Consider the following 13,713-nt stretch of genomic DNA (forward strand, 5'->3'; position numbering starts at 1 on the left):
GTTGTGGTACCCTTTGCGTATGCAAAAATCCTGCCTTGACTGCCAATCTAATGGAATTTAGTTTAGTTGAGTGTCAAGTGAATAGTTGATGCTGACAGTCAAAGCTCGGATTTGTGTAATAAAAAAGCCCCCTTTTTTCCATTTTTCTTTACTGAAAAGGTATTAGCAAAAATGAATTCAAGTATAAGTTAAGTTATCAAAGGGGGCTTGGCATGGTTTAAGATTATATTGAGATTATAGTTTTTAATTGTTTCCGTTTTCCCAGTGCACTTCCTGTCCCTGAGGTGCTGCACCTCCCTGAGCAGGAGTGATGGGTGCTGTCTCCTGGTTGATATGGTAAATATAGGCTGCAATTTTCTCGGCATCCCGCCCGGTGATAGTTCCTTCTTTAATCAGAGGACGCATGGTAGGGTTATTCGGAGATCCGTTTTCAAGCATCCAGAATACATTTTTGAACAGGCTTTTTTCTTTCACGTTGATCCAGTGTGAATCGGTAAGATTTGGGCCGATACCTCCTTTTGCTCCTTCTCCGTGGCAGGTTGCGCAGTTGGTTTTAAAGAGCTCCTTACCTTCTGCTATATTATCTGCATTGTATTTTGCAGACTCAAGATTAATCTGCGGCGCGGTTTTTTCAAATTCTGCGATGGAAGCCAGCATGGTTTTGGTTTCGTGTGTCAATTCTGCTTCAGGGTGCGCATAATCGGTGAAAGAAAATGCTGTAAGATATACGGCACAGAAGATACATCCGAACCAGAAAAGGCCGATCCACCATTTTGGGAGTGAATTATCCAACTCTGTAATTCCATCGAATCCATGATCAATAAGAATATCTTTTTCTTCTGTTGCAGATTGTTTTTTGAAAGCCGAATTCCAAAGTTTCTGGAAATAAGGTGTGCTTTTTTCTTTCAGGTATAAAGCTTTCTCTTCATCCGAAAGCCTGCTAAAATTCTGATTTTCGATTAGGTCTCCGATGGAGTTCATGATGAGAAGCAGGATAACCGCGATCAGCATCAGTCCCCAGAAAAAAGGAGAGGAAAAATATCCTGAATCGTGTGCGAACATTTCAAATGCCATGATCGTCAAACCTATGGTGACAAGGATGTATACTGAAATTGGGGTTCTTGTTTTCATTGCTAATTAATTTTAATTATCTGCACTTGCGGTTTGAATCTGAGTGGTTTTAATATCGGTTCCTAATCTTTGGAGATAAGCAATCATAGCTACGATTTCTCTGTCTTCAAGCGGAACGAAAGATCCTCCTTTTGCTATTCTGTCTTTTTCAACCTGCTGTTTTACATCTGCGGCTTCAGAATAAATTCTTTTAACAATACCTTTTGCCTGATTGTCTGCCCACTGATTCGCAGAATCGATCTGTGCTTTTGTATAAGGAACATCAAAATAATTTTTCATCAGTTTCATTTTGTCTACCATCTGCTTTTTATCCAGCTTGTTACTTATTAACCAAGGGAAACGCGGCATGATGGAACCGGCTGAAGTAATTCTTGGGTTATACATGTGTTTAAAGTGCCATGAATCAGGGTTTCTTCCGCCTTCTCTGTGTAGATCCGGTCCTGTTCTTTTTGATCCCCAAAGGAATGGTCTGTCATATACGAATTCACCTGCTTTAGAATACTGTCCGTTTTTACCTTCAAATCGTACGATTTCATCTCTGAAAGGTCTGATCATCTGGGAGTGACAGGCATTACATCCTTCTCTGATGTATAGGTCTCTTCCTTCCAGTTCCAGCGGAGAGTAAGGTTTTACAGCAGTGATCGTAGGGACGCTTTGTTTTAATGTTAAAGTAGGAATGATTTCTACCAAACCACCGATTGCCACAGTAATGAACGCCAGTATGGCCATGATTCTCGGGGTTCTTTCAATCCAAAGGTGCAGTCCTTCACCTTCTTTTCTGGCGCTTCCGATGTTGGCTAACGCCGGAGCTTCTGCAGGTACGTTTTTCTGGAATGAGCCGGCTCTAATGGTTTTGATGACGTTTACAACCATTAAAATGGCACCTGAGATATAGAATAAACCTCCTAAAAATCTCATTTTGTAGTATGGAATAATTGCCGTTACCGTATCCAGCCAGTTTTTCCAAACCAATGTTCCGTCCGGGTTGAACTGCTTCCACATTAATCCTTGTGTGAAACCTGAAATATACATTGGTACCGCATAGAAAATGATTCCCAGTGTTCCCAGCCAGAAATGCCAGTTAGCTAGTTTTTTAGACCAAAGCGGTGTTCTCCACATTACCGGAATCAGGTAATAGACAATCCCGAATGCCATGAAGCCGTTCCATCCTAATGCTCCGATATGTACGTGACCAATTACCCAGTCGGTGTAATGTCCTATTTTGTTTAAAGATTTTGTTGCCAATAACGGTCCTTCAAACGTTGCCATACCATAACAGGTTACCGCTACCACGAAGAATTTAAGAATAGGATTTTCTCTTACCTTATCCCAGGCTCCTCTCAGGGTTAAAAGTCCATTTAACATACCTCCCCAAGACGGCGCGATAAGCATAATAGAGAAACCTGTTCCTACGGCCTGTGCCCAAGCTGGTAAAGCGGTATACTGAAGGTGGTGAGGGCCTGCCCAAAGATAAACGAAGATCAGTGACCAGAAGTGAATGATTGACAGTTTGTAAGAGAATACCGGTCTGTCTGCTGCTTTAGGTAAGAAATAATACATCAGACCTAAAACCGGTGTTGTCAATACAAATGCAACTGCATTGTGACCATACCACCACTGTACCAAGGCATCTTTAGCTCCTGCATAAATAGAATATGATTTCCATGAAGTAAATGATAATGGTACTTCAAGATTATTGAAAATGTGCAGCATTGCTACGGCAATCCAGGTTCCCAGATAGAACCAGATGGCTACATAAAGGTGTCTTACCCTTCTTTTGGCAATAGTTCCGAACATATTAATTCCGAAAATCACCCATGAAATAGTAATTAAAATATCGATTGGCCACTCGTGCTCTGCGTATTCTTTGGAAGTATTGATTCCCATAAGGAAAGTAATGACTACGGAAACGATCATAATCTGCCAGGTCCAGAAGTGCATCCAAGACAGGGTATCGCTGTACATTCTTGTTTTCAGCAGTCGCTGCATGCTGTAGTAAGCACCGCAGAAAAACGAATTACATACAAAGGCGAAAATTACGGCACTTGTATGCAGCATTCTGATTCTTCCGAAGCCTAAAGCTCCCTGTGTATTAATTAATCCCTGGATGTTTCCTGAAGCCAGACTTTTAATGGTGGTGTCGTCTGTTCCAAATAAAAATTCCGGAAGTTCGGGGTAAAAAAGCATCAGTGCAGCGGTAAGACCGAGTAAAAAACCAACCAGACCGAATGCAATTGTAGCATAGAGAAATGCTCTGACAATATTATTGTCATAATTAAATTTTTGCGTCTCCATAATTCCTAAAGTGTTGTCCTGAAGTGATATTCTTTTCTTTTAAAGCATAAGTTTTAATGTAAAATTTTAACTTAAGTCTCAATAAATAAAAATATCATGTAGCGTAATAATGTTTTGCCAAAGGTATTCACTAACTTTGTGTAAGTCTAATAGATATACTTCTAAATTATACTGAAAACTTCTAAAACGGCATGGTATGAAAATATGTGGTCAAAACATAAGGAAAATCCGGAGGAGCAAGGATTTTACCCAGGAATATATGGCTTTTGAGATGGGAATATCACAGAAAGCCTATTCTGATATTGAAAACTCTAAAGTGAAAATCAATCTGGAAATTCTTACGAAAATTTCTGATATCTTAGGGATCAAACCGTCCGAGATTTGCAGTATTTCCGATAAGTGCGGTACCAATGATTACGAAGAAAAATATAACGGACTTTTGGAATACATGAAGAAAAAGGGAATCTCCATACCGGATGAACTTTCCTAAAAATAAGCTTGATATGAACTTACGAAGAATGGGAATTATATCATTAGTGGCTTTGGCAATGACAGTTGTGTTATTTTATATTGACATCAATTTTTATAACGCCCAGGATTTTACCAAAGACAATGTCAATGAAATTTTGTTTTGGTCATTGATAAGAGGTTTCGTGATTTCTATTGCCGTAAATATCGGGAATTATTACCGTTCGGTTCAGAAGAAATAAAACATATTTTCAGTAAATATTTTAGGTCAGAATCTTAACTTAGGAGACCTCTATTGAATATTAAAACTGATATTTTATTAAACTTTATTAGCAAGCTACTTTTTGAATCCCTTTCGCTGCTAAATATTATCATTCAAAAATAAAGTTATGCAGGTACGAGAAAAATTCCTTCACTAATTCTTTTGAATAATTTGATTGTGTTGGTCTGTTTTCCGAATTCTCTGTTCTCCCAGTAAATTTTGCCATCTTTATAATCACTGATTATAACGAACATCCCACCATTAATATTTAAGAAAGCAATAGCGGGAAAAGTAAGCTCTTCAATATCTTCCCAGTCATCCAGTCTAATGACCATTGATTCGATATCAAAATCATCTTGCAGTATATTGTAAAAACTAAAGAAATTATAATCGTCGAATGATAAGGTATAATCCTTTATTTTTCTTACTTTTTTATTATGCTTTATAAATTTCTTCAGCAAAAAATTAAAGGATAGTAGATAATCTTGTTTTTCAATCATAAAAGCTGAATGTTTTTAATAGATATAGTATGCATTCTCTGTTACACAATTTTTTATGCTCTTTATATTTATTTTGTAAGGAACATTTTTTTCATTTTTATAATGAAAATCAATAGTACTGATATTCTTTCTACTTGTTCCTATCCATCGATTACCTTTAAGTTTATAGAGATAAAATTGATTATAAAGAATACCATTTTCGTCTTCGTTAATAATAATTAATCTGTTTTTATCTTGGGGATAAAAAGTGAGATGTGTTTTACCAATTTTATAGGACTGCTCTTCAAGAAAATCAATATGCTGTTTTTGTGTGTAAGCCAGGAGCTTAGATTTCAACAGTAAAAATCTGTAGCGGGTATTGTTCATTCTTCTCTCTAGATTTCTACCAAGTTTTTTTAGAGAATAAGAAATTTTGTTGGGCTTATAATAGATCCCCTTTGGCGAAATTAAAAAATTCCCTTTCGGTTCAAAAGTTTCTATAAAGAAATTCTGATTGTCTTTAAGGTTGATAAGGTGAATCAACAGGTATTGTTTTTCTGTTACTGTATTATAAATATTACCTTGTACCCAATGATGATCTACAGTGGAATAAACAAATTCCTGAACAATATTTTTGTGATAATATTTAATCTGATTTTGAAGTTCTAGTCTTCTAAGAACCAGAGTGAAGCTTTCAATTTCGGTTTTAATCTCAGTAATATCTTTTAGATGAACAAGATTAAATTCAAAGTTGCATTCATCAAAACAAAAATGACGTGTATTTTGTAAAATGTGTGCATAGTCCTTACTCTGTTTGAATAGGTTAATACACTGTTCATTATTTTTCAACAGTGTAAAGAATCCGGCGGGGTAGTTTTTGTGGGGAGAAATAACATCATATTTTTTCAGGAGTTTCTCCGTAATAAAATATCGGATATTCCCGAAAATAATATCGATGTCACAGTATCCCCAAAAATCATATCCCTGTAAATAATCCTGAAAAATCAGTCCATAAGCAGGTTTAAAATCACAAAGTTTGTAACCATCCAGAATATTGATGGATAAGTTCAGCTTTTCGCTTGCCAATTTACTAAATTCAGTAAGGCTGCTGATCTTGATAAAATGAACATTAGGGACATGAAAAGGGGCTTCCAGATTGGTGAATAAAAAAAAATCAACATCTGGATTGTATTTGCAGCTGAACAAAAAATGTTTGAAATATTCAGGCCAGCTTTTGCCAAAATAACAGTTTATTAATGCGATTCTGGTCATCTTACACAGTTTTTTTAATATTCAGTAATGAGTCATAGCTTTTATGCAAAAAATAATATAAAATAGACTCATGTATATTCGGTTTCGAGGCAAATATTCTGTTGATAAACATATGGATATAGCTTACAACCAATGATTTTACCATTTGTGGAGATTGCAGTTCTTTAATTTCGGTAATGTAGCAGGCAGTTTTTTTAGATCTTATATCCAAAATTTTAGAAAACTCATCAACACCTGCAAGAAGCTCCAAAGTTTGGTGTCTGTGCTCTCTATATTTATCCTTCAATGTCTGCTTAGAGCTATCATCCAACATGCTTCCGTATCCGTTGGAGAGTTTGTGCAGAATATCTCGTTTTTCTGTCATGTTATATCCAAAATCATCAAGAATTCTGTTTATTCCGGCAACAGCAGCTTTCCAGATTGAAGTTTCTGTGTATTCTGCTTCTTTCAGTAACTGGCATACACATTCACTATCCAAGTAGAAAATACTTTCCATCTGATCAATTGTAGTTTCACCATAACGCTCAATTTCTCTATTATAGGTGTCCAGAACAATTTTATGGATAATCATTTCCCGGTTCAGATATTTGTCAAGTAACTGATAGATCTGGCTAGAAAGACTATGATCTTGAGATGTCGTTAAAAACCTTATTCTGATATGCATATCCGGATCGCTGTAACGGATGAAGAACCATTTTTTTATAATTCTTTTTCGTACAAGTCCATTGGCGAATTTATACACGGTATCTTTAAGGATCTGATCAGAAACCTTTGTACTGCAATATATTTTATAGAAAAGCCATTCACTCCCCGGAACAAAATTTCTGGTGACTGTGTTTTTTACTGGGAAGGAAATAAGTTTTTCTCTCTTTTTGCTACTGAAATTATGCCATGGAATAAGGAACTCATTGCTGTGAAGATTTCCTTCTGCATCCTTTGTTACGGTGTTGTATTGGGATGAAAGATTTTCCAACACTCTTATCTTCTTTTCTTTTAATAAATGGTCAAACAGGATTTCCAGTGAAAGAGCATTGTTTATAAATATGGGAAGTTCCATATCTTTTTCTGTGAAAATACAAATTTCCGGAATGTTTTTTTCTTTTAAATACGTTTTGAATACCTCAATTGAAGCTTTTTTTCCATTGAAAATTTTATCATGATCCAGTAGCCAGGACGCTCTCGAAAGAATCACATTATGAATCATTATTCTCGGTAGAAAATCATAATTGGCAAACATGCCCCAGTTCCAGTTATAAGAAGGAGTTGTATCCTGATACTGCAGATCACATAGAAAATGATACATCGGTACTTTATGCAGGTTATAATTGTGTGCAGATGAAAGACTTGGGATAATTTCTTTATTGTATTTTTTTGAACGAAGAATAATTCTGTCATTTTTTACAGAAATCATAATATCATTCAGATAGATTGGCTCACCATCAGTGTTATGGCGATTTATAATAGGTATTTCATACTTCCTCAGATGAGGTCTGATCGTAATATTTCCAACCCTGGGCTGTGGATTGTGTACCACTTCAGCAATAATCTGCTCATCAAAGAAAGACTCTTCTTCTGACAGGGCATTTTTTACTGATTCTTCCAAATGACCATCCAAATGACAAAAGCGACCCAAATAGGTAGAAGATGAAGGTCCGTCACTAAATTTATGGAAAATGACAGGCTTCCCTTTTTCATCCTCATAGATATGAACCAGTGAAGACATTGAAAAAGGAATATTTTTATTCTCCTCTAAAAAAGGACTAACTTCTTCTTGTGTAATTTGTATTAAATCTCGACTGTCTTTTAAAGCATTAATGAGCTTTTCCCCTAAAAACTGATTCCATTTCAAAGAGCCCTGAATAATATTAGTGGTGTTTTCTGACTTAAACTGAATTCCGTCTGAAAGGTTGGAACTTTCATTATCAGAATGTAAAGGATAATTGATACCTGATAAAGGATCAAGGGCTAACAGTATCGGAATTTCCTGCTGATCATATCTTGCCGCAAATTCCTTTTTGAATTTATCCAGAGAGTCAATCGTATCTGCAGATCCAATATGAAAAACGGTTGAAAGTACTTTTTTAAAGTCTTTAAAAATATTTTTATCCAGTGTATTGGATTTTTTACCTTTCAGCAAATCGGTTTGGAGGATATTTTTTTTGTGATTCTTAATTCCGACTGAAGTCAAAATTTCGGAAATCTGATCAACAGCAAGAAATGCATTATTGGTTTCATTAGCTTTTTGTACAATTTCAAATATGATAATCAGGCTGCGAATCAATTCTGCATCCTTTTTGTTTTCTTCGTTTTCCGGTATTTTCAGATCTTTCAAAAACTGATATATAAAATTCTGGAAATTCTTATCGGTAACCTTTGGAGAAAGTTCACTGATAAGAATTTTTGAATCTATCAATTCGTTGATATAGTCGAAACTATCTTCATAAGAAATGTCCTGATTAACCAATATTTCTATAATCTCTGAAAGCTTCAGGCCATCCTGACAGGCCTTTATGATTGAGTTCAGATATTTATTTTTTTCAGTAGAGATAATTTCATATTTCAACCCGGAATTCTTGATAGAGGGTTCAATATAACGGTATTTATTTTTAGTGTTGTATACTGTATTATTAGTAAAGAATTTGCAAACTTTTCTAACCTGCATATTCTCTTCCAGTTTTACCGTAATATCATGCAAAAGCTGCATATCCAGTCGGGCATATATTTTATCCTGTTCTTTATCCAAAGCAATGTGAGTACTGTCGCTCCATTCGCCCATACTTACACCGGCATTGGTCCCGAATGGGATTGTTCTGAAGTGGGTTCTCAGCCAGTACTTCAATAGAGATTTTTTTATTTTATCAGCTTTTTCTTTAGACAGCTTTTTTTTGTCCCACAGAATGAGTTGTTCATATAAGTCCGGTGATGATAAATAAATGGTATTACGAAAACTTTCTGTATTGATATCCTCTTCCCACTGATCGATATTTTTCTGTGGAAGGAGTGGTGTTCTCAGCAGGTAAAAGTTCAGTTTTTCTATATCGTTGTATTTCATCCTATATTCATTAAATAAATTTTATCCCAATCTTTTGCTTTTTCGGGATATTGATAGTCCAGCAGCACCATTCCCACACCAGAAATGCCTTCTAAAAGACCAGTATGTTCTACCCACATGTCATTTTTAAGATCGTAAGGAAATTTAACTCCTTTTTCCAGTTGTTCCAGGGTAAGAGACATCCAGTAATCGTGCGCTGCTTTCAGCTCTTCATCTTGAAATATTCTATAGAACTTATTGAATATATGCGAAATTCCGGATGTTCCATGGCAAATTCCTGTGTCTATACACTTATTTTTTTGACTATAAAATACGCCTGACCTATTCGCTTTTATTTTTGATGAATTCAAAATAATGGAATGACACATTGTTTTCAGCTCTTCGTCCTGCAAAACTGTATAAGCTTTCCAGATACTTATTGTAACTCCTAAATCACCATAGCACCAGGCAAGTCTTTCTGATAACTGTGTTTCTCCTGTGGCAATATTAAGTTTTGAAGGAAATATGAATTCTGAATCTTTATTTTGTTCGTAGAGCTCCTTTAAAAAGTTGACACTTCCATTAATCAGCTTCTTGCATGTTTCTTTCTCACAGCCTTTATGATAACATTCTACTAAAAAAGATATAATGGAGGGCTGCCCGTGGGCAAGGCCAAGGTCAATAATATTATCTTCTTTTACTATATGATCAATCCAGAAAAAGGATTCGTTTTTTTCATGTTTTAAATGGTCTATATAAGACACTATTTTTGCTACGGTATCAAATTTCTTAATTTCAAGAAAATAAATACCTAATCCGATCAGACCGGTAAATAAATCATATTCCTTTTTGTCTGCAGCAGCAGAAAGAAGTTCGAGGAAAAACTCAAAAGAATCTTCTTCTATGCTTTCAATATCCTCATCCGTAATAATATCAGCATTATGCAGAAGTCTCATAAAATAGATAATCGCTAAACTACCTGTACCAAAAGACGAATATGATGCTTCTGATGCCATATCAATAAGATCCTCAATTTTTTCAATCTCAACATCATTGTTGTAAAATAATGAATAGTATCCGTTTCCCAGGCTGAATGTAATATTTTCACCTTTGTCTTCATTACATTTTTCTGAAATTTGGGTTAAAAAAAAGTCAATTTTATCTTTATACATATTGGCTTAATATTTCGATAGCTGTTAAAGAATCTTTGTGTGATCTCGCAATGTTATTGAACATAAATTCATTATATCCGTAGAGCTCTTTAAATTCCAGCAGTTTTTCCTGAAAAAAACTTCCGTCTCCTACAAGGCTTATATTGCTTATATCATTGTTGGTACTTTTTTTTGCAACATTGATTGCCTTTTGTTTTGTTTTATGGCAGCATCCTGAAAAAGTAAGCACCATTGATGGTTCTTTTCCATATTTTGCTTTATATGCTGCTTTGAAATTTTGTAATTCTTCTTTGAGATATTCTTTGTTTGACTCTCCATGAAATATGGATCGTGCAAAATTAAGATCATGCTCTAAAGCTACTTTTAATCCTGAGTGTGAAGATCCCATATACCATACATCAGGAATATTTCCTTTGTAGGGTGGGATGATCAAATCCTTTTTAAGAAATTCACTTTCATCTCTCAGAAAGCTTAAAGTAGATTCCAGTTTTGGAAGAAATGATGAAAAATAATTGTCTTTGTCGACATCAACATTAAAATATTTAAGGTCATATTCACCTACGAGACCTTTAACGAAGCCAAGATCTAATCTTCTTGGATATAAACTTGAAAGGAGTTTATAATTGTGAGCTACTCGGAATGGGCTTTGTAATGGTAAGATAACTCCTGCAATCCCTATTTTTATTTTCTCGGTTAATCCTAATAATATGGGAATTAACATTTCAGGAGTAGACCAAGCCATATCATGCGCTTTTGAAAAGTAGTTTTCGGTGACCCAGAATCGGGAAAAGCCAAGTTCATCAGCTCTTGAAGCATAGTCAATGATATCGTATAATGATTTCTTAGAATTATTAAGCGAGTTTTCTCTAATGCCAAATTCTAAAAGGCCTATTTTTAATTTATTTGCCATAGTAGAGCTGTTAAAAGCAGCTACTCCGAAAGGAGTAGCTACAATTTTTGTAAAATGTTTCTGATTTACTAAGCAGGGCAAACGCAAAGATTAGTAGATCTGCTGCTTCCAGCCGTGCATGTCCAGTGTGAACAATCAACAACGGATGTTACTAGCTCTTTTCCTGCTTTTACAGATTTCATTTCTTCAGAATTCAATTGACTTAATTTTTCTTTTTTAAGTGTCAATTTTTTAGTTAATTTTTTGCTCATAATAAAAAAAATTTAATTTGATACCTACTCGTTAGCTTTTCGGTTTCCGCTATATTGTTTACTGTAATTTATTTTTTTATAAAATTCAATATTTGCTGATTGACAAAATCTGGCTTTTCTAGTGGGGCGTTATGGGTCGTATCTGGCACCACAAGCAATACTGAGTTTGGAATATTTTTGTGAATTAAGTTTGTGTCTTCGATTTTTACCAGATCATTACTTCCTGCAATTACCAAAACAGGATTTTCTATTTTTTTTAAATCATTTGATTGTATATCCGGGTGATTAATCATTAAGTTTAATCGTCTTTTTTCTAAAAGGTCATCCGAATTTTCGTATCTTTTTTTTATGGAATTAATAAATTTATCATCTACCCCTTTTGGATTGGTATTGGCGCCAATCACTACAAGTTTATTTATTATTTTCGGGTTTTTGATGCTAAATAATAAACCTGTTATTCCGCCATCACTCCAGCCCAGAATATTTATTTTTTGAAGTTTTAATTGATCTACGATATCAGACAAATCATCAGCTAATTTTTCATAACCATAATCAACGTTAGAAAAATCCTGACTTTTACCCTGATTTCTGGTATCTATGGTAATCACATGAAAATATTTTGAAAAAAAGGAAATCTGATGATAGAAATCCGAAATAATTCCATTGTTGCCTTCTAATAAGATTAAAGGTTCACCGGTTCCGTATTCTTCGTAATAAATATTTGCATCAGTAAGCTTAATAAATTTACCCTCCGGATTTTTTCCATAAATAGTCTTTTTTGCATCTTCTCGTGCTTCGTAAAAAGTAACTAAATTTTTCTCTTCGTCTGTTAACTTAGAGTCATTGTTATTATCGCTCTTCTCGACAGTATCTATACCTTTATTATTGTAGCCGACATTAATATTTGAAAGAAAGGTTCCGTCACTTATATCCCACTGCGACTGACTTTGATGTCTGAACAATAAATTTTTCGAAAGAGATTTTTTCGCTGAAATTCCAAAAACAAAGTCTGAATCTTTTAAAGGTTCATATTCTAACAGCTGCAAAGTGATTGCAATTTTATCCAAATTATTGAAGACTAGTTTGTAGTTCGATAATTCTATATTTTGCCAGCCGGTTGTAGAAGTTTTAAAAATAATATTTTCATTTAAAAGTGACTGATTGGGCAAGCCATTTTTAACATCATAAATATTCAGTTTTAAAGTGATGCTTTCAAACCTTGAACTTGGCATGATATGAAAACTAAATGATTTTAACTTTGTTTTCTTATAAATATCAAAAATATTTCCCTGCTCAACTGTAAGCGTATTTTTATCAAACATTTTCGAGAAAGTTAAAATTGGGCGTGACTTTTGTCCGATAGTTTTCTCTTTTAATTTTTCTCCCTCCAGTACAACTTCTTGGATATTTCTAATCTTAAAATCCAGATAAACATCTGCATTCTGCAGCAATTCTGATATTGGTTTAGTATTTTCCGCGTAGCCTTCAGCCTTAAAAACAATTGATTTGTTTTGAAATTCTTTTGGGATTATCATCTTATAATCTCCGGATTTATTCGTAAAGGAGCCAATGTTGGTATCCTTAATACCAATATTGCAATAAGGCAAAATTTCATTTTCCATATTTTTCACTTTACCTTGAATTGTAATTTGAGCGTAAAGTACAATATGTAACAACAAACATATTAGAAAAAACGACCTCTTTTTCATTTTTGATCTAATGTAAAACAAGAATTTCCTGCATTAGTTATTTGATGGTATCTAATAAACTATTGATGAATAGCTAGGTGTAGAGAAATGCAAAGATTGAATAAGCTTAAAGGAATTGCAAAAAGACGAAATGGATTTAAGTTTAGAAAAATTATGGAATAAGTGTAAATTATTCATAGTTAGTAGTGGTTTGGTTGTTGGTTGAGTTGTGATATGTCACAAACTTAAGAAATATATTTTATAAAAAAGCAAGTATTTGTAATTTTTTTCACACAAATTAGAAAAATATACGATGCAAGAATGTTTTCAGGTCTGGGAAAGAAGAGGAATAATGACTCTATCAATCAGTTAGCTCATGTAATATGATGAATGGTAGAAATTAATTACTTTAAAAGTGAAGAGAGAATGGAAGCCTTGATTTGTTTTTAAGCAAGTAATAGGATATAAAAAGGTGACCCAAGGATGGATGAATATGGAGATAGTATGGGCTATCTTATTTTTTATTTTGAACTATTTTATGAATTTGAAATGGTTTCAATCAAAAGAAAGGCGGCTATGAAAACACCTATTATATATTAAAAAATAAGCCAGTACTACAAAAAAAAAGAGAAACAATCACATTGATCGTTTCTCCTTAAATGTAGACTCACAGGGATTCGAACCCCAGATGACTGAACCAAAATCAGTAGTGTTACCGCTACACCATGAGTCTATCTCTGTTTGAGTGGTGCAA

General features: G+C 34.3%; 11 protein-coding genes and 1 tRNA gene. 2 read left to right on the plus strand and 10 right to left on the minus strand.

The window, feature by feature from the left end; genetic code table 11:
• Positions 1 to 243: 243 nt before the first annotated feature.
• On the minus strand, positions 244 to 1,131 hold the full coding sequence (locus HHL20_RS16165; protein WP_169232208.1) for a cbb3-type cytochrome c oxidase N-terminal domain-containing protein: 888 nt from the start codon (positions 1,129 to 1,131) through the stop codon (positions 244 to 246).
• 12 nt (positions 1,132 to 1,143) lie between these two features.
• On the minus strand, positions 1,144 to 3,426 hold the full coding sequence (ccoN, locus tag HHL20_RS16170) for a cytochrome-c oxidase, cbb3-type subunit I (RefSeq protein ID WP_169232209.1): 2,283 nt from the start codon (positions 3,424 to 3,426) through the stop codon (positions 1,144 to 1,146).
• Between the two features lie 196 nt (positions 3,427 to 3,622).
• On the opposite strand from ccoN, the gene HHL20_RS16175 reads away from it, so the two are divergent.
• Positions 3,623 to 3,916 carry a helix-turn-helix domain-containing protein gene (locus tag HHL20_RS16175; protein WP_169232210.1) on the plus strand — a complete coding sequence of 98 codons (294 nt, stop codon included), beginning with the start codon at positions 3,623 to 3,625 and terminating at the stop codon, positions 3,914 to 3,916.
• Between the two features lie 13 nt (positions 3,917 to 3,929).
• Entirely contained in the window at positions 3,930 to 4,136 is a 207-nt protein-coding gene (locus HHL20_RS16180) for a hypothetical protein (protein ID WP_169232211.1), read from the plus strand.
• A gap of 145 nt (positions 4,137 to 4,281) precedes the next feature.
• On the opposite strand, the gene HHL20_RS16185 is transcribed toward HHL20_RS16180, so the two are convergent.
• The 8 genes from HHL20_RS16185 to HHL20_RS16220 all read right to left on the minus strand — a co-directional run bounded on the left by HHL20_RS16185 (position 4,282) and on the right by HHL20_RS16220 (position 13,692).
• Positions 4,282 to 4,656: a cysteine peptidase family C39 domain-containing protein gene (locus HHL20_RS16185; protein WP_169232212.1), complete on the minus strand. Its 375-nt coding sequence runs from the start codon at positions 4,654 to 4,656 to the stop codon at positions 4,282 to 4,284.
• 15 nt (positions 4,657 to 4,671) lie between these two features.
• The gene (locus HHL20_RS16190) at positions 4,672 to 5,907 is read right to left on the minus strand and encodes a DUF6625 family protein (protein WP_169232213.1); all 1,236 of its coding nucleotides are present in this window, start codon (positions 5,905 to 5,907) and stop codon (positions 4,672 to 4,674) included.
• Position 5,908: 1 nt separating this feature from the next.
• Complete coding sequence (locus tag HHL20_RS16195; protein WP_169232214.1) at positions 5,909 to 8,959, minus strand: lantibiotic dehydratase; 3,051 nt, start codon at positions 8,957 to 8,959, stop codon at positions 5,909 to 5,911.
• A complete protein-coding gene (locus tag HHL20_RS16200; protein WP_169232215.1) occupies positions 8,956 to 10,110 on the minus strand; it encodes a lanthionine synthetase LanC family protein in 1,155 nt (384 codons plus the stop codon). Before HHL20_RS16200 ends, HHL20_RS16195 begins: the two co-directional genes overlap by 4 nt.
• Positions 10,103 to 11,020 carry an LLM class flavin-dependent oxidoreductase gene (locus HHL20_RS16205; RefSeq protein ID WP_169232216.1) on the minus strand — a complete coding sequence of 306 codons (918 nt, stop codon included), beginning with the start codon at positions 11,018 to 11,020 and terminating at the stop codon, positions 10,103 to 10,105. Before HHL20_RS16205 ends, HHL20_RS16200 begins: the two co-directional genes overlap by 8 nt.
• A gap of 68 nt (positions 11,021 to 11,088) precedes the next feature.
• Positions 11,089 to 11,271, minus strand: a complete 183-nt coding sequence (locus HHL20_RS16210) for a class I lanthipeptide (protein ID WP_169232217.1) — start codon at positions 11,269 to 11,271, stop codon at positions 11,089 to 11,091.
• 68 nt (positions 11,272 to 11,339) lie between these two features.
• A complete protein-coding gene (locus HHL20_RS16215; RefSeq protein ID WP_169232218.1) occupies positions 11,340 to 12,980 on the minus strand; it encodes an alpha/beta fold hydrolase in 1,641 nt (546 codons plus the stop codon).
• Between the two features lie 641 nt (positions 12,981 to 13,621).
• Positions 13,622 to 13,692: transfer RNA gene (locus HHL20_RS16220), tRNA-Gln, on the minus strand.
• Positions 13,693 to 13,713 lie beyond the last annotated feature (21 nt).

Origin of the sequence: Chryseobacterium cheonjiense (assembly GCF_012927265.1) — a bacterium.
Lineage (GTDB): Bacteria > Bacteroidota > Bacteroidia > Flavobacteriales > Weeksellaceae > Chryseobacterium > Chryseobacterium cheonjiense.